The sequence below is a fragment of the Paenibacillus motobuensis genome (assembly GCF_039521865.1).
Lineage (GTDB): Bacteria > Bacillota > Bacilli > Paenibacillales > Paenibacillaceae > Fontibacillus > Fontibacillus motobuensis.
The window spans coordinates 73039-89927 of sequence record NZ_BAAACX010000015.1; the positions used below are offsets into that span (position 1 = coordinate 73039).

At 43.9% G+C, this 16889-nt stretch carries 15 protein-coding genes and 2 pseudogenes; 13 read left to right on the forward strand and 4 right to left on the reverse strand.

The annotated features are described in order from the left end of the window. Nucleotides 1-307: 307 nt before the first annotated feature. Together ABD014_RS16325 and ABD014_RS16330 are read right to left on the reverse strand one after the other, a co-directional pair. Nucleotides 308-1498 (reverse strand): MFS transporter, encoded by a 1191-nt coding sequence (locus tag ABD014_RS16325; RefSeq protein WP_343862914.1) that lies wholly within the window; start codon nucleotides 1496-1498, stop codon nucleotides 308-310. Beyond that, nucleotides 1499-1879, reverse strand: coding sequence for a MerR family transcriptional regulator (locus ABD014_RS16330; RefSeq protein WP_343862915.1), 381 nt, complete (start codon nucleotides 1877-1879; stop codon nucleotides 1499-1501). 551 nt (nucleotides 1880-2430) lie between these two features. On the opposite strand from ABD014_RS16330, the gene rlmH reads away from it, so the two are divergent. Continuing rightward, on the forward strand, nucleotides 2431-2910 hold the full coding sequence (rlmH, locus tag ABD014_RS16335; protein ID WP_343862916.1) for a 23S rRNA (pseudouridine(1915)-N(3))-methyltransferase RlmH: 480 nt from the start codon (nucleotides 2431-2433) through the stop codon (nucleotides 2908-2910). A gap of 295 nt (nucleotides 2911-3205) precedes the next feature. Here the strand turns inward: rlmH and ABD014_RS16340 are convergent, their stop codons facing one another. Beyond that, the gene (locus ABD014_RS16340; protein WP_343862917.1) at nucleotides 3206-3829 is read right to left on the reverse strand and encodes a TetR/AcrR family transcriptional regulator; all 624 of its coding nucleotides are present in this window, start codon (nucleotides 3827-3829) and stop codon (nucleotides 3206-3208) included. A 216-nt stretch (nucleotides 3830-4045) separates the two neighbouring features. Between ABD014_RS16340 and ABD014_RS16345 the strand changes: the two genes are divergently transcribed. From ABD014_RS16345 to ABD014_RS16395, 11 genes are all read left to right on the forward strand, one after another. Next, entirely contained in the window at nucleotides 4046-4681 is a 636-nt protein-coding gene (locus ABD014_RS16345; RefSeq protein WP_343862918.1) for an NAD(P)-dependent oxidoreductase, read from the forward strand. A 495-nt stretch (nucleotides 4682-5176) separates the two neighbouring features. Further along, nucleotides 5177-5737, forward strand: a complete 561-nt coding sequence (locus ABD014_RS16350) for a TetR/AcrR family transcriptional regulator (RefSeq protein WP_343862919.1) — start codon at nucleotides 5177-5179, stop codon at nucleotides 5735-5737. A gap of 130 nt (nucleotides 5738-5867) precedes the next feature. Next, on the forward strand, nucleotides 5868-6554 hold the full coding sequence (locus ABD014_RS16355; RefSeq protein ID WP_343862920.1) for an NADPH-dependent F420 reductase: 687 nt from the start codon (nucleotides 5868-5870) through the stop codon (nucleotides 6552-6554). A 643-nt stretch (nucleotides 6555-7197) separates the two neighbouring features. After that, on the forward strand, nucleotides 7198-7707 hold the full coding sequence (locus tag ABD014_RS16360) for an AraC family transcriptional regulator (protein WP_343862921.1): 510 nt from the start codon (nucleotides 7198-7200) through the stop codon (nucleotides 7705-7707). A 202-nt stretch (nucleotides 7708-7909) separates the two neighbouring features. Further along, nucleotides 7910-8692 carry an RNA polymerase sigma factor gene (locus ABD014_RS16365; RefSeq protein WP_343862922.1) on the forward strand — a complete coding sequence of 261 codons (783 nt, stop codon included), beginning with the start codon at nucleotides 7910-7912 and terminating at the stop codon, nucleotides 8690-8692. A gap of 57 nt (nucleotides 8693-8749) precedes the next feature. Beyond that, on the forward strand, nucleotides 8750-9748 hold the full coding sequence (locus ABD014_RS16370) for a hypothetical protein (protein ID WP_343862923.1): 999 nt from the start codon (nucleotides 8750-8752) through the stop codon (nucleotides 9746-9748). Between the two features lie 681 nt (nucleotides 9749-10429). Then, complete coding sequence (gene speD, locus ABD014_RS16375; protein WP_343862924.1) at nucleotides 10430-11764, forward strand: adenosylmethionine decarboxylase; 1335 nt, start codon at nucleotides 10430-10432, stop codon at nucleotides 11762-11764. Nucleotides 11765-12015: 251 nt separating this feature from the next. Beyond that, nucleotides 12016-12693: a response regulator transcription factor gene (locus ABD014_RS16380; RefSeq protein WP_343862925.1), complete on the forward strand. Its 678-nt coding sequence runs from the start codon at nucleotides 12016-12018 to the stop codon at nucleotides 12691-12693. Further along, entirely contained in the window at nucleotides 12690-14060 is a 1371-nt protein-coding gene (locus tag ABD014_RS16385) for a sensor histidine kinase (RefSeq protein WP_343862926.1), read from the forward strand. Before ABD014_RS16380 ends, ABD014_RS16385 begins: the two co-directional genes overlap by 4 nt. A 93-nt stretch (nucleotides 14061-14153) precedes the next feature. Next, the gene (locus ABD014_RS16390; RefSeq protein WP_343862927.1) at nucleotides 14154-15857 is read left to right on the forward strand and encodes a S41 family peptidase; all 1704 of its coding nucleotides are present in this window, start codon (nucleotides 14154-14156) and stop codon (nucleotides 15855-15857) included. 172 nt (nucleotides 15858-16029) lie between these two features. Continuing rightward, entirely contained in the window at nucleotides 16030-16473 is a 444-nt protein-coding gene (locus ABD014_RS16395) for a cell wall hydrolase (RefSeq protein ID WP_343862928.1), read from the forward strand. A gap of 66 nt (nucleotides 16474-16539) precedes the next feature. Here ABD014_RS16395 and ABD014_RS16400 read toward each other — a convergent pair. Next, nucleotides 16540-16731, reverse strand: a pseudogene (locus ABD014_RS16400) (bacitracin ABC transporter ATP-binding protein); the annotation flags it as partial. On the opposite strand from ABD014_RS16400, the pseudogene ABD014_RS16405 reads away from it, so the two are divergent. Next, nucleotides 16707-16808 (forward strand): annotated as a pseudogene (locus tag ABD014_RS16405) (DNA-binding response regulator); the annotation flags it as partial. The pseudogenes ABD014_RS16400 and ABD014_RS16405 sit on opposite strands and share 25 nt — an antisense overlap. Nucleotides 16809-16889 lie beyond the last annotated feature (81 nt).

Sequence of the window (16889 nt, forward strand, 5' to 3'; positions counted from 1 at the left end):
GTTGTGATGATATATGGATATGCAGGAAGTACGAGCGGATTGCCGGTTTATTGAACGATTGGGATACTTCGTTTTATAAAGTAGATCCCTTTTCCAAGTTTTAATCGACTTTATTTTTCGCGAACACTTTTTTTAAAAATATGGGTTTCTTTTATTACAAAATTAACCGTTACAAGAATAACTTCAACTTAAAAAAGTCGTATTCCTTACTATGCTAAGGATCGACTTTTTGTAAATGATTATTAACAGTTATAAAATCTGACTAGTATTTATTTTAGTTGAATCTCCCTTGAAGCTCCATGGGATATCAATACTGTCCTGAATAATTTTGATTACTAATACTAGCTTTTCTGTCTGTTGCTCTATTAACGAAAACAAATATAATTAATGCTACCATTACTAAAATGGCACTACCAATACCAACATAATTAATTGAACTAACGCTAATTACTCCTCCACCTACTATTGCACCTAAACCAATTCCCATGTAAAGGGCTGATGCGCTGAAGGATAAAATCATTGAAGCTTGTGAAGGCTTTAAAGAAATTAGGAATGAATTTAGAGCTGGATTCATTCCAAAACCGGGAATCCCCCATAATAAAGCAACTAACCCAACAAGAATTATTGATAATGTAGATGGAGTCAGTATCATTAACAAAGAGAACGCTGCTAATAAAATTGAAAATCCAAAAAGTGATAATTTAAGTGTTTTTGGAGCACCAATTCGATCAGTCAAGTATCCTCCGACCAAATTACCGAATAAAGCACCTATTCCCAATAAAAATAAAAAAGCACTTATATTTTCTACAGCTGTAATTTCTGTAATTATCGGTGCTATATATGTGTAAGTCATGAAACCACCTGTTGTACCAATAATGCTTACGCTTAATGTTAGAATAATAATCTTGTTGAGACTCTTTAATCTTTCTTTAATACTCAAAGATGCTTCCCGTTCTATTTTAGGTAAGAAAATCATAATTCCTATAACTGTTATTAAAGAAATTACGGCTACAAAAACAAAAGAATATCGCCAAGTTATAGCATTTCCAATTGATGTACCAATCGGAGCCCCTAGAATTAATCCTACTGTTATACCAGAAATTACAAATGACAAGGCTTTTCCTCTCATTGTGTCGGGAACTAAGCTTGTAGATGCAGCCATAGCTAAGGGTGTAAACACTGCGGCTGCTAAGGAGGCCAATATTCTTGTTAAAAATAATAACTCTAAAGAAGTCACAATTGCAGAAAGGCAATTTGCGATCGTAAATATAATCATCGATACGACTAATAAAGTTCTTACAGGTATATTTAAAGTTAGAGTTCCCAAAACAGGTGCACCAACTGCATACGCAATTGCAAATGCAGTGACCAATTGTCCGGCTGTTGCAATGGATACATTCATATCATCCGCAATACTCGGTAACAAACCTGCAATAACAAAATCATCTGTTCCTATAATAAAAGTTCCGAGTACTAATATAAGTAAACGATAGTTCAATTAATCCCTTCTTTCCTCTTTTTTCTTTTCTTCTTTCCAAAATTTAAGAAGTGTCTCTAAATGCTGTTCAGTGTCCCTGAGATGTTGGATTTGTTCACGTACACTTTTTAATTTTTCTGAGTACAGTGCAATTGCTGAATCTGTACATCCATTATTTTTGAGCATCTGAAAATTATTGCAAGAAATAATGGGGTAAATTTCGTCAGTGTTTAACCCTATTTCTAAAAACAGCTGAACAGCTTGCACTTTCTCGATATCTGATTCTTTAAATTCACGATAACCGTTTTCTAATCTAGAAGGACTAATTAGTCTCTTTTTTTCATAATAACGTAACGAACGCACACTCACCCCCGTTCTCTTCGAAAGTTCCCCTATCATCATTGGTGTTCCCTCCTTTTTTTTATGTTGTTACTGCAATAATAAAGTATTACACTATGTCAGGGTCAATGGATTTAATGCCTTACCCAATCACTACGTAGTTTTTTGATAAAATGGAGAGGGTAACTAGAGTAACTAGATCTCTAATTATCTCTAACGAAACACCATATCGTTATTGCTGCAAAAATAGGGAATCATTAAATCTAATGAAACTGGCGATCGTTATTTGGGCTAAATTCAGGCTTTAAGCTACATTTTAAGCATAATAGCGATACCCTGTTTCGTTAAAATATTTAACAGCCTTTTTTGGCGTAATTAGCGATACTACGTTTCGTTAGAAGTCAGTTGTCCAGTAGTGTCTGTTAGCTGAGAAACCGGATATGGTCGACCGACCGTCGTTATGCAGCGAAACCTCGCGTGCTAGATTCTGAGCAAATATGACAGAATGACGAAGGAAGAACTAGAGCTTCGCGCGGTGCGAAGAAAATTGCAACGCTTGCGGGCGTTCTCAATAGATAAATGATAAGGATTAATCATCGAGACGGAGGATTCATATGTTGATTCAAATTATTGCTGTTGGCAAATTAAAAGAGAAGTATTTGGTCCAGGGCATCCAGGAATACGCCAAGCGCCTGAACCCTTACATCAAATTTCAGATGATTGAGGTTGCAGACGAGAAAGCGCCAGACACCTTGAGCGATGCCGAGGTGTCGATCGTGAAGGAGCGGGAGGGCGAACGCATCCTCACGCACGTGAAGGAGAGCGCGCATGTTATCGCGCTCGCCATCGGCGGCCAGCTCTGGAGCTCGGAGGAGCTGGCCGCCGAACTCGACCGGCTCGGCACCTACGGGTCGAGCCATGTCGCGTTTGTGATCGGAGGGAGCCACGGGCTCTCTGATCAAGTACTGCGCCGCGCCCAGCAGAAGCTCAGCTTCGGGCGCATGACGCTGCCGCACCAGTTGATGAGGCTGGTGCTCACCGAGCAGATTTATCGCGCGGTGAAGATAAATCGGGGGGAACCATACCACAAATAGGACGAAGTTTTTTTGGGAAATGCTTGCAGTAGCCTGTATATAGATCATGCCGACCATGGCTTGATCAACTTTTTTGGTTGGTAGTCCGCGGTTCAGTCAGACGTTGCTGGAATCTCGGAAGTTGTCTCCTGCTTTGATTTGATAATTCTCATCTCAGTATGACTCCTGGAGATAACAATGCCCCCGCGAAGAGGGGGCTTGGCACTAGGTCGCAAAATCACAATACCAGAACAAAGCCGATGAGCATGCTGAACAGAGAGACATAGGCAAGGAAAAAGAGAGCGGAAATCCGTGATTAGCCTTGAAAAATTTGAATTCCAGATACTTTAACAGGTCCGAAAATAGCTGTTTGTGATAAAATGCGTGCAATATCTTCTGGTGACCTATCCATTCCACATTCTAACCAATGTTGAATAAGACCAAGATGAGCCGAACCGATATAAGCTAGTAAATAATCTGGAGGAACGATCACATGATCTTCTTTAAGAAATTGCGAAAATCTAAGAAGCAGGTTGTCCATAATCACATTTTTTAACTTGTTCTGAAAAGCGGAATTCCCTTTTGCCCCCAATAGAACCTTTATGAATTTAGAGTTATCACCAATAAATTCAAATAACTGTATTGATAAAGGCAATAAGTCATCCACATTCATTACTTCTTCATAATCATAGTTTTCATTGTGCCAAAAAGTATCTACAATCTTTTTTAGCCCTTCAAAAATCTCTTCTTCACCTTGTTCCAGCAAATCGTATTTATCTTTGTAATGCTGGTAGAATGTTCCTCTATTAATATCGGCTTTTTCTGTCAGGTCACTAACTGTAATGGCCTCAAATCCTTTTTCCTCCATTAATAGGATAAAGGCCTCCATAATCATTCTCTTCGTTCGAAAAATTCGACGGTCAGTTTTCTTTGGGATCATTTTTGCACATCCTTATGTATACCTTGAACATTTTCCTGCTTATTGTTGAATAATGAACAATTCAAAAACGATTGGTGATTGTTATTAATACACTGTTTATTATAATGAACATGTAGAGTGTTAATCAACAATGTGTATATTATTTAACTGCGTGTAGAATAGACTTTTTGCAACTCTATTAAATATATTTTCGGGTAAGTATAGGAGGGGTTAATTGTGCAACAGACTCGTAAAATTGCCATAATTGGTGGAACCGGGAGGGTGGGAAAGTATATCGCAAAAAGAGCGGTTGAAAATGGATATCACGTTCGGATGCTCGTACGTAATCCAGATAATCTGATTTTTCGTGACCATCGTATAGAGATTATACAAGGTGATGTGCTGGATGTGACTTCTTTGAGAACGGTGCTCAAAAGCTGCGATATAGTCATGAATACCTTTGGTCAACCTGCAAAAGCAGAGCCGTTATATAGTCAGGTAACAGAGCAAATCCTAAATATCATGAATGAATATGGTATTTGTAGATATATTGGTGTCACGGGTGGATCACTCAATGTAGCTGGGGATCAAAAGAGCATTAAGAATAAAATCGGTGCGAGATTATTTGCACTGTTCTTTTCTAAGATGATTATAGATAAGAGAAGGGAACTAAAAATATTAGAGAAAAGCCAAGTGGATTGGACGCTTGTACGTCTACCCTTTGTTAGGGAAGGTAAAGAAAAAGGGGAAATAAAAGAAAATGAATTAGATATGCCAGGTAATTCCATTACGAATAACGATATCGCCAGTTTCTTAATTCGGCAAATTGACGATAAAAAATACTTAAGAAAAACCCCTCTTATTTCAGGTTAAATATTTAAATTCTGTAAAAGCGCCGCGGCGGATTTTTTACCAATAGACCGATACGGGGAACCGTATCACAAGTGACGGCGAAAAATTGGGGTTCTTTTCTGCCGTCCTCACGGTTCAGCCCGACGTTGCCGAGGTCGCGGACGTTATCTCCAGCTTCAAGAACGACGATGTAGCCGTGCCTGCCCAAGCACAATTCGTCTTCTAGCTCATTCCTTAATCGCAGAAAATAGTCCTCGATCTGACTTAGGAGATGTGAGTGCCCGGCTCGACGCAGGGACTTAGTTTCAGATTATGTGAGACTGTGATGACCATTTTACAATTAAACGGGAGCTAAATCGTCAAATTATCAAGATCTTAAAAAGAGAAACATATGAAGGCATCTTGTACGATGAAAAATCTCCATTCATTGTAGTAAAAAGATAGGGATGGTACTATAGAACTGCCTCATTAAAGAAGGAGTTTTATCATTTTTATAGATAGGTCAGGTGGTTATAAATGAACAAAACCGCTCGTCAAAAAATTTTGGACGTAGCTTCTGAGTTATTTTATAACGAAGGCATCCGTGCCGTAGGTGTTGATAAAATTGTGGAAGTATCCGGAGTGAGCAAAGGTACGTTATATCGTCATTTTCCTTCAAAAGATGATCTGATTATCGCTTACCTAGAAGAACAAAATGAAAGTTCGTGGGTTCTATTTGAAGATGCCATCTCTGTCTACGATGGGGCGCCACGTATGCAAATATTAGCGATAGTGGAAAGTATTAAGACATCGTTGACCGAACCTAGAAATCGTGGTTGTGTTTTTCTGAATGCCCAAGCCGAATTTTCAAGCCAGCATCCTATCCAAAATCTTGTTCAAGAGCGTACCCATAAGTTAAGGAATCTCCTACAGCGTCTCACAAAAGAAGCCGGGGCTACAGACGATACATTGGCTGACCAGCTTCTGCTGCTCATTAATGGCGCTTTATCCACAGCACCGATTATGGGAGCAGACATTGCAGGAGAACAATTAAAAAAAGTATCAGTCTGCCTAATCGATCTGCACCTTAACCAATAGTTGTGCAGCGTCTGCCCATTCTCTCTTCTTTCTTGACATTGGACAAAGATATGCTTTAAGATGAACAGAACTGTTCTGTTCTGTCTGGAGCAGCGTTTCCATATTAAATTTGAATTGGAGGAGTATAGGCATGAATATTGGAATTATTGGAGCTGGCGTTCTCGGATCAACATTGGCCAAACAGTTTGTTGCTTTGGGTTATCAGGTTAACATCTCAAATTCACGCGGACCGGACACATTGGCAGATGTTGCAGTCCTCACCGGAGCGAGTCCGGTGACTATTGAAGAAGCAGTTCGTGGAGCCGATCTTATTATTCTTGCAATTCCTTTCATCAAAATTGCTTCACTTCCTCGCAGAGTGTTCGATCTTAGGCAGGCAAAAGCTATTATTATTGATGCAAGCAATTATGTTGTACAACGGGATGGAAGAATTGAACAGCTCCTTGATGGCAGCATTAAAACGGAAAGCCGTTGGGTGGAGCAGCATATCGGCGCCCCAGTCGTCAAAGCGTTCAACCACATCGTGGCTCAGAGTATTATTGACCTAGCAAAACCGGAAGGCGTTGAGAATCGAATTGCGCTGTCGGTTTTTGCAGACGATCCTGCGTCCAAAGCGGTTGTGATGAAGCTTGTCGATACACTCGGCTTCGATCCTGTCGATGGCGGTTCCATTGACGATTCATGGCGTGTGCAGATTGGAACCCCCACTACTGGCGTGAATTTGAACGCTATAGAGCTGAAGAAGGCAATTTCAGAAGCCACCGTTGAGCAAAATAACAATTACCGCACCGCGGCTCTTGAAAGCTTGCAATCATAACAAGAAATTGATATTCCCATGAAAATCCTTTGACCCGCATAGCGGATGCTTTTTCAGTTTCGTGTACTTCACAATCAACTGTTGTCTTAAGCCTAAATAAAGCGCGTGTGATGGCTTTGTCATTCACCCAGACGTAAGTTTTGATGGAACTCGTGACTTCGTTGACCAAGTTATTCCTATTTTACAATAACCTTATCAATATGGAATGACGGAGTAATTTTATTTAGGATAAGTTACTTAAATACTTAGGAGACGTTCTTATCTATCTGCGAGATGTTTTCACATCTGAAGTAATAAATCAGTCATGTTGATGCAAAGTAGAAATAAGGGCGGCGTAGCCAGAGAGCGTCCCATTACAACTCTGGGTGGGAAACCTCTGAGAAAGCCGGAAATAACTCGCCCATAGATTGTCAACCCAGGCGAGTTATTTTCGTGTTCCGATATATGTAGACAGGACATAATGACCAATATTAAACTCTAACGGGACACAATAGTGTAATCACCAGCAGATAGGCCGTCGATCACTTCGACGGCCTTCTGTGTGGAAATTTAATGGGACTAGACTATCAGTCTACGAAGGATATTTCGCCGATAGACTCGTTAAGGTGAACCTTATCATAAGTGACGGCGAAATTATAGGAGGATGTCGTATGGAGATATCAAACTGGCATTCGATTCAAGATTAAGCGATAAACCAATACTTGAAGCTGAAACAGCCCGATTAGCTCGTCTTATCCAATCCCACACTCCGCATGATGGGATCTTTGTTCAGCCTATTCCCGGCTTGAGCCTGGGTCGTTTCTCATCAACGGGGACGGACTTAAAAACATTCTATACGCCATCATTCGGTATCGTGGCGCAAGGGACGATCTCGTTCACCGTCGGGCAGGAGGTCTATACCTCCAGCAAACCGCGCATATTCATGGTCCCTGTTGCGCTTCCCATCACCGTACAAATCATGCAAGCTAGTCCTTCCGAACCGTATCTTACAGCCAGCTTGGCTCTCGAACCGCAAAGAATCGCCGAGCTGGCAGCCAGAATGTTCCCTCATGGTCTGCCGCCCATTCAGCGGCGAAGTGCGGGTTACGGAGTTGATGCCGACACGGGATTCGTCGGCACGATGACGAGACTGGTGGGGGACGGGCAAGATTGATTTGCGGGGCATGAGATTCTGATGAAAAAGCCGAATTGTTTCACTGTACTGTAAAGTTTTATGAAGCGGTATGGAGCTAACTGGAAGGAGTAATCCATATTGGAAGAGAATGTTTTTTAAACGAAAAAATTATTGTTTCCATGATAGATTAACCTGACGGCAGGCATTAACTAGACAAGAGGTGAAAGGGGAGCTTGGGCAGGTGCAGGCAAACGATGTACGGATTGAACATCGGAACGACGACGCATCTTATGGAAGCGACGAATGTGCTAACGAGCTGGAATTGCTGCCTGAGGAGCGTTTGACGGCGATGGCCCGGGAAGGCGACCGCCAAGCGTTCGGGGAGCTTGTTCGGCGCAGCCGCTCGAACATGTACGGATGGGCACACTCGCTGACGCGCGACCACCACATGGCTGAAGACGTGGTACAGGAAGCACTTGTTCGCGCGTTTCTTCATGTTGGCCAGTTGGTTGAAAACAGTAGGTTTACGCCTTGGCTAGCGCAGATCGTGCGTAACCAAGCGTACATGAAGCTGCGACGTGGTGGACCGTTTGCGAAGGAGCGACCATTTTCCGGGCTCGAGACCGGAGCGGGCACCTCCATAGGAGGGTCGTCGGATTGGCGTGATATTGACAGGGTGCTGTTCCACCTAAGTTGCCACTCTGAAGAAACCGCCCGACAATCAGGGGATCCGGCTGCCGCTCTTATGCGCAAAGAGATGGTAGAAGGAATCCGGCAGATGCTGGCATGCTTAAGCGCACGGGAAAAGCACATTTTCGAAGCGCACTTTTTCAGGCATGTTACTCCGCAGGAAATTGCCCTCCTTCTCGATACATCGGTCATGAACGTTTACAACAGCATATCCCGCGCCCGTGGCAAGGTGCAACGTGAACGGCTCCGCTTGTACGTCGGCATGTACATACGACACCGGCGAGACGCCGGAAAGCCAAAAGCCAAGCTTCTCGCCCCTCCGATCCTATGGTAACCCGCAACTTAGCTTGCCCCGGGGGTCCATAACCACATACCAAGGGAGTGTTATTGAATGGGGAACGGTTCCGATTACACGCGTAATTTCACGCACACGAATGTCACAGATACAGGCTCGATGTACTCTATTTTGCAACATACGGATCTCAAACATCTTTCGCTTGTCGAAGTTGTCGGTTATACCGCGAACGCATTCCGGATTATTATCGACCGTGAGCGGGTCAATGTCGCCGGGTACTCCGCATTCGAATGGCCGATGCATCACGAGGAGCAGTTTGCAAATTTGGGAGTCCGTACCCGGTATGAAGGCGGTCCAACATCGATGCCCCCGACGCCGGAGGAGCTGGAACGTGCGCTCGAGTTGATCCAATGGAGTCTGGATCGCGGCATCCCTGTTATGGCGTGGGATCTGTTCGTGCCTGATTTCGGCATCATTTATGGGTACAATGACGAGACTCGCACGCTTCGCTGCCGTCACGTCACTAAGGACGGTGAACTACCCTACGAAAAGCTGGGGCGCGGTCAAGCACCTGAGCTGTACGTGATGGCTGTGACCGAAACAATAGTGGTCGACAAACGGACCATGCTGCGCGGCGCACTTCAGTTGGCCGTCCGCCACGCACACGAACAAGGGTATAAGCGAGAAAATTCGAATTACCGCAACGGATTGGCCGGTTATGATGCATGGATCGAGGCGTTTGGACATCGCAACGTCGAAGTTTATGGCAATTCGCTCCACGGGGTTATGCATTATGATCAACGTGTGTTCGCAGCTGAATTTATGAAGCAGGTATCTACAGAACTGCAAGGCGAATCAGCCGCGGATAAACAGTTAAGGTTTCTAGCCAAACAAGCTGCAGTCCATTATGACAACGTCGCGAATAATTTTACCAAGTTTGTGATGCAGTTCCCGTTCCCCAAAGGCGGCGATCCTAACGACTCTGAAGAAGCGGCTGCCGCAATACGGTTGTTGACCAAAGCTAGATCCGAAGAGGAGCAAGGTGTGACATTGCTTGAACAGATGCTGCGGATACTGGATGAACAGGTTGAATAGTGAAATTATAAAGCAACTCTGGTAGGCTTTAACGACAATCTTTTGAAAATCGGTATTTTTGAACAAGATAGAATAGTTGGAGATAATAATGGCAGAAATTGCAGGAGTATAGGAAGGTCAGAGACAGGATTTATGAAAACACCGAACAGGTTAAATATTTAAATTCTGTAAAAGCGCCGTGGCGGATTTTTTGCCAATAGACCGATACGTTGAACCTTGGGGATCGCATCAAAATTCGAACATTTGACAGAAGTCATAAAGGATACCAAACCGTAACGGTGGTCGGAGTCGTCGATCTTGGATACAGCTTGGGTGAACCGCCGTTGAACGTGTAAATGCATACCTAAAGAAATATTTTCAAGCAAATATTACACCTAATCAATCTCTGATTTACGTAATGTTTGATAAATTTTCAAACTTATTATATATTGAAAGTATTATTTTATTAAAGGGTGAACTTTTTGTTAATTGTAGAATTCTAATCTAAATCAACGCTATAGCTTAATTTTGTTGAACAATCCACCTTTATAGGGTGTTGTTTGTTATGCAAAAAAAGCAAGATTAGAATTAGTTAGCTTAGTATAAACAATTGGCGCGACTAATTTTAGTCGCGCTTTTTCTATTCGTTGATTTAGACAATTTTAATTTTTTTCTAATTAAAATTGAGAGGGCGAATCTACAATGCAAAAACAATTACAACAAATTACAGCTGATATGCAGCTAGAAGAACATTATCATATATTAGAAAAAGCTCTAGGTGCTGATGCTGAACTTTACCTTCAATTAACGACAGATCAGGCATTTCGTATGGAATGGATTACACAAAATATAAGCGAGTTAAGCACTATTTATGAGGCTAGACCCATAGCTGACGTGGCAATTGACCAAGCCAAATGTACAGTTGAGACTGCCTTAAAACGTGCATTGCTCGCACTAGACTATACGATGTTACTTAATAAGCACATTTTATGTTTAGGCGATGATGATTTCATCAGTATTGCATTAGCGTTTTTACTAAAGAAAATCGCTCCGCATCCTACAACTAAAATTGTTGTATTAGATATTGACAGACGAGTTTTAGGTACGATTAGCAAAATAGCTAAAGACTATGAACTTCCGATTAAGACAGATTATTATAACGTTCAGGAGCCTTTGCCAGAAACATACGCCCATCAGTTTGATTGCGTATACACAGATACACCGTATACCTTGATTGGCGCGCAGCTTTTTTTATCACGTGCAATTAATGCACTAAAGCCAGAAGCAATGCGGCATGTATTTTTTTCCTACGCTAAACGTAGCTATCAAAAGCAATGGGAGCTACAGCAAAGTCTGCATGCTATGGGCTTTGTGATTGCCAGTATTCAATACGACATAAACACCTATGAAGATGCGCAGATTTTAGGTGCTACAGGCCAATTATTCGTATTACAAACAACAGAGCAAATGACTTCCTATATTCCTAATCAGCGTAAATGTACGCGACCAATTTACACAGGAGAAATTGAGCGGAAATCCGTTGTTTATCAGTGTATCCATTGTCAGCACGCACTTACAGTCGGCGCTGGCTATCAGTACAACACGATTATTCAACTTCAAGCCAGTGGTTGCCCGAAATGCAAAAGTAAAAAGTTTTCACAAGTTAAGAGAACAGTACAAAAGATACAACCCCAGCATGCATTAGGACATCATATTTTATTAGAGTTGAATGATTGCAATGATGCATTACTCAATGACGTACAACAAATTAAAAGGATTATGTGTCAAGCTGCCCATAAAGCAAAGGCGACAATTGTGACCGAACATTTCCATCATTTTTCACCTTACGGGGTTAGCGGTGTAGTCATTATTCAAGAATCACATTTAACTATTCATACGTGGCCAGAGTACGGTTATGCGGCAATAGATGTTTTCACTTGTAACAGTAAATTAGCCTTACAAGAGGCTGTTCAATATATTACTGAGCAATTTAATGCAGGAAATGTCACACAGCATTACCTGTCTCGTGGTAAATAGAAGAATGGGGGGCTGTCCCATTAGTCCTTTTTCAAGCCAGTCATCCATATTACTCTGATGGGAGAAATCAAAAGATTCCACAAAGGTTATTCCTCCTCGTTCATTGGTATATAATGGGTACACAACAATGATTAATAAAGTTGGGATTTCAAAAAATAGAACAGCCTCTAATGCGGAGGAGCTATAATTCCATCAAAAGACCGTCATCTCACATAAGTTTAGGTGAATTTTCTAAGGGGGCCAACAGGAAAATGACCAAAATTCTTGTCGCAGACGACGATGCCCATATTTGCAAGCTCATAACCTTGTATTTGCGGAACGAAGGGTTCGACACTGTCGAGGCGGCAGACGGTATCGAGGCGCTCTCCATCATGGAGAATTCGACTATTGACATCGTTATTCTCGACATTATGATGCCGCATATGGACGGATGGGAGTTGTGCAGGGAGATTCGTCGCCTATATCCGGAAATTCCGATGCTTATGGTAACAGCCAAAGGAGAATCGGAGCAAAAGGTGAAAGGCTTTCAGCTCGGCACGGATGATTATGTGACCAAGCCTTTCGATCCCTTGGAGCTTGTGATGAGAGTAAAAGCGCTGCTAAAGCGTTATCGAATCGTTTCCTCCCAGATCGTTCAATTAGGCGGAATCGTGTTGGACCGACGGGCCTTCAAAGTGATTCGAGAAGGCGAAGAACTCATTTTGCCGTTAAAAGAGTTTGAGCTTCTGTTCAAACTGGCCTGTCACCCTGGACAAATATTAACCAGAGAACAGCTAATCATGCAAATATGGGGGATGGATTACGAAGGCGACGATCGAACCGTTGATGTCCATATTAAGAGAATTAGGGAGCGTTTCGCCGAGGATGCCGAGCATTTCCGCATAGAGACGGTCCGTAGTCTCGGATACCGGCTAGAGGTGAAGAAATGACAAGGTCTTTATACGTCCGCGTTGTGTTAACGTTTTTGGCTGCCATGGGAATAGGCCTGATTGTCTCCGTTCTGGCGGGGCTCGCCCTATTCGAGAAAAAAATAGACCGAATCGGGCAAAACGATTTGATAGCCGCGGGCGAGGAGATCATTCGCGTCTACGAACAGACGGGGCCAGTAAATTTGGATCAGTTCATGAATAGCATGGTGAAGCTGACCTCCTACTCCGTTCAACTATACGCCGGCTCTGGAGCCATGAGATCATTCAAGTATAGCCCCGGAACGGACGATCTTGCAATTTCGCAGGAATCTATTCGTAAAGTAAGGGAAGGCGAGATATACCGATCCTCCTCCAAGGATAAGGAGACGTTTATCGGGCTGCCTTTCCAAATCGACGGCGAGCGTCAAGCTTTATTTTTGCGGCCCTCATCCAGGAACGAATCGACCCTCATTCACTTGATGCTTACGATCTTTTTATTTGTTCTGGTTACGGGAAGCGCCTGCATTCTCATAGCCGCCATCTATGTTGTAAAACCGATCAAGACGCTTACTGCCGCGACTAAACGACTTGCGCAGGGTGATTTCGACGTGGAATTGGGAGTGAAGCGCAAGGATGAGCTGGGAACTTTGGCTCAGAGCTTTAACGAGATGGCGGTTGGGCTTAAACAATTGGAGCAGATGCGTCAGGACTTTGTCTCGAATGTGTCGCACGAGATTCAGTCCCCTTTAACGTCTATTTCCGGTTTTGCGAAAGCACTGAAGGACATGAGTTCGATTAGCGAAGACGAGCGCGCTCAGTACCTTGATATCATCTTGGAAGAAAGCGGCAGATTATCTAGACTCAGCGATAATTTACTCAAGCTCGCGTCCCTCGATTCCAATCACCATCCTCTAGAGTACGCCACGTTTAATCTTGACGAACAAATCAGACAGGTTGTCGTGAACTGCGAACCTCTGTGGTCAGAGAAAAACCTGGATATTGATCTGGATTTGCCTCAGGCTGCTGAAATAACGGCCGATAAGGATCAGCTCAATCAAGTATGGACGAACCTGCTTGGCAACAGCATCAAGTTTACACCGGAAGGGGGACTCATCCATTTTCAATTAAAGACTCGCATGGACGGATATACCGTGACTTTATCCGATTCCGGGATCGGTATTGCACCTGAACAACTGGGCCGCGTTTTTGAGCGATTTTACATGACGGACCGGTCCCGGAATCGCAGCGGCGGCGGCAACGGCCTTGGACTGGCAATCGTCAAAAAAATTGTCGCTCTTCACCAGGGTGATATTCATATGGAAAGCAAAGTCGGACAAGGCACGAAAGTCGTCGTTCATCTGCCCGCCATTCCGCCTGACAAAGTGTAAACTGGTTCACGCTCCGTTCATATTTCTCCCATACTCTTCCCAATGTATCGTAACGAAGGCTGCTAGGAGAGTATGAATGGGAGGAGACGGAAAATGAGCGTTATCGGCACGATTGATTCGGTAAAATGGCTGACGGTTTATGAGTTGGTTATGTGCATCATCAGTTTATTCGTATTGGCGGTTTACGCGGTACCTATCAAGAAGTATTACAGATGGTTTGATTTTTTACCCAGTGTGGGTGTGCTCGCAGCCATTGCAAGTGTCCTGTCCGGGGATATGACCCTTCTGGCTCTGATCATCGAGTCGCTGACACTACTCGTGTTTTTATGCACAGCAAGGAGACTGTTAAAGCCTAAAGTCTGGACGGCTCCTAAGAAGAAAGCATTCAGGATCATTAGGAGCGTAATCTGCGTATGCGGAGTTGTCCCCATTGTGTATGCGTTAGCAAACGCGGGAGTATTGCGGTACAACCCGGTTAGCGATTTTAGCAGCATGAGCTATTCCAAGGCGTTCGTGACCATGAATGAAAGATTGTCTCGGGAATATCCGTTCGGGGAATGGAAGAAGATTGACTGGAATGAGCGCCGAAGCAAGTACGAGCCAATCTTCAAACAGGCCGAGAAAGACAAAGACCTCGATTTGTATTATAAAACGCTAAGAGAATATCTGTCTTCTCTCCGGGATGGACATATCAAAATCGTTAACGATAATGTGTACGATGGGAATACGGTATTTAAAAAGGAAGTTGGCGGCGGCTTTGGACTAAGCACCGTTCAATTGGATAACGGCAAAGTTCTCGTAAGTCTGGTTTTGGAGAACAGCCCCGCGGCCAAGAGCGGAATAAAGCTAGGTGCGGAAATCGCCGCGTGGGACGGAAAAACGGGGAAGGAAGCGTTCGACCAGACGACTTGGAGCGAGAACAATATGGCTACGGATGAGGTGAAGAGGTTCAATCAGGGGCGATTTATGGTTCGGGCGCCCATCGGCAAGGAAGTACAAGTCGAATTTCGCAATTGGGGGGAATCCGAGCCTATCCGTACGCAGCTGACGGCTTATGACGATCAATTCGAGACGTTGAAGAAGACGAAAATCCAGCTCACCCAAGCCGATCTGGATGCTTCCCCCATTGAAGGAGAAGTTCTTGACAACGGCTATGGATATGTGAAAATCAAGCATTTCCTCCCCAACTCAGACACCACCTCACCTGAAAAAAGACTGGCGGACCTATTGAAAATGTTCCAGGACAGGCACGCCAAAGGCTTGATCATCGATCTGCGGAACAATCCCGGCGGGGAAGATCAGCTTGCCGCCAATCTGGCCGGCTTCTTCGTCAAGGAGATGACACACTACGAATATGTCAGTTATTACAACAGATACACGGGAAAGTTTGAACTGAACCGGAATGAAGTCGTCAAAGTCAAGCCTGCAAAGCCCTATTTCGACGGGACGGTGGCCATTTTGATCAACAGCAGAACCGGAAGCTCGGGAGAAGGGCTGCCTCTTGTTCTAAAAGGCGTGCCCAATGTCAAAATCGTAGGGTTTACTTCAACGGCGGGTTCGTTCGGACTCATGAGCAGCCCGATCGAGATCAAGATGCCGGAAGGCTACGTCATCCAGTTCCCTGATGGGAGGTCGCTCAATCAGAACAAGAAGGTCCAGGGAGACGCTGACCAAACTGGAGTGGGGGGCGTGGTTCCCGATATCAAAATCCCCCTAAATGAAGAAACGTTCAAAGCAAGCATGATGGACGGGCAGGACGTCGAGTTGAAGTATGCGATCGAAGCGATGAATAATTAGACATAGAGACTGTATTATGGTCACGGTCGAAAAGTGGCGAGCTCGACGCTGCCGACCGGCTCAAATATATTGCTTGTGAACCATTTATCTATGTGTGCGAGAATTTCGGCCATAGTAACACTTCCGCTTCGCCTACAATATGATGAGTTTAGAAATCAAAAGAGGTGAGCGAATGGCAGTCGTAAAAGCAAGGGACCAGGATATTAATATGTTGGCAAGGTTGCTTCGAGCTGAAGCTGAGACCGAAGGCGAAACGGGCATGCTCCTTGTTGGGAATGTTGGCGTTAACCGAATAAGAGCGAATTGCTCCGATTTCAAAGGAATTCGGACAATTCCCCAAATGATCAACCAGCCGCATGCGTTTGAAGCATTGCAACATGGCATGTTCTACCAAAATGCAAGAGATAGGGAGCGCCGTCTAGCGAGACGGGCTGTGAATGGGGAGCGGAATTGGCCAGCCGAATTCTCCCTATGGTATTTCCGTCCAGGAACGTTCGAAAATCCCGGACCATGTCCGCCAACTTGGTATAATCAGCCGCTTGTAGGACGATGGAAGAAGCACTGTTTTTATCAACCGACCGTGGAAGAATGTGAAAATATATTTAATACGTTTTAATTGTATGAACGAAAAGACTCATTGAGTGCCGCGTAAATCGCGGCTTCTTTGGGTTTAGTGAAAACATAATACACTGGAGATCATAATGCCAACACCCTCCTTATGAGCCAGATCCCGTAAGTGACCTCTCAACTCGCGGATATCAGCCGGATCGAGTCCATTGGTAGGTTCATCGAGCACAAGCAGGGAAGGCTTATGGACGAGAACGATGGCAAGGCCTAGACGCTGCGATTGGGGCGGAAGGCTATATGCTGAAATCAATGCACCCTAAGAAGTTGGCAGCAACCATCCGGCTTATACACGGCGGGGGGACGATGATCTCGCAAGATGTGGCCCACATAAGTAACGACAAGTTTTTTTATATGACTTCTTTACCTTTACAACTTGGTACATCGCGTGAGAACATATTAAAAAAG

Bases quoted from the DNA above. Each gene is read 5' to 3' on its own strand.
- ABD014_RS16330 (WP_343862915.1), bottom strand. From the start codon at position 1,879: ATGATGATAGGGGAACTTTCGAAGAGAACGGGGGTGAGTGTGCGTTCG.
- rlmH (WP_343862916.1), top strand. From the start codon at position 2,431: ATGTTGATTCAAATTATTGCTGTTGGCAAATTAAAAGAGAAGTATTTG.
- ABD014_RS16340 (WP_343862917.1), bottom strand. From the start codon at position 3,829: ATGATCCCAAAGAAAACTGACCGTCGAATTTTTCGAACGAAGAGAATG.
- ABD014_RS16350 (WP_343862919.1), top strand. From the start codon at position 5,177: ATGAACAAAACCGCTCGTCAAAAAATTTTGGACGTAGCTTCTGAGTTA.
- ABD014_RS16355 (WP_343862920.1), top strand. From the start codon at position 5,868: ATGAATATTGGAATTATTGGAGCTGGCGTTCTCGGATCAACATTGGCC.
- ABD014_RS16360 (WP_343862921.1), top strand. From the start codon at position 7,198: ATGTCGTATGGAGATATCAAACTGGCATTCGATTCAAGATTAAGCGAT.
- ABD014_RS16370 (WP_343862923.1), top strand. From the start codon at position 8,750: ATGGGGAACGGTTCCGATTACACGCGTAATTTCACGCACACGAATGTC.
- speD (WP_343862924.1), top strand. From the start codon at position 10,430: ATGCAAAAACAATTACAACAAATTACAGCTGATATGCAGCTAGAAGAA.
- ABD014_RS16380 (WP_343862925.1), top strand. From the start codon at position 12,016: ATGACCAAAATTCTTGTCGCAGACGACGATGCCCATATTTGCAAGCTC.
- ABD014_RS16385 (WP_343862926.1), top strand. From the start codon at position 12,690: ATGACAAGGTCTTTATACGTCCGCGTTGTGTTAACGTTTTTGGCTGCC.
- ABD014_RS16390 (WP_343862927.1), top strand. From the start codon at position 14,154: ATGAGCGTTATCGGCACGATTGATTCGGTAAAATGGCTGACGGTTTAT.
- ABD014_RS16395 (WP_343862928.1), top strand. From the start codon at position 16,030: ATGGCAGTCGTAAAAGCAAGGGACCAGGATATTAATATGTTGGCAAGG.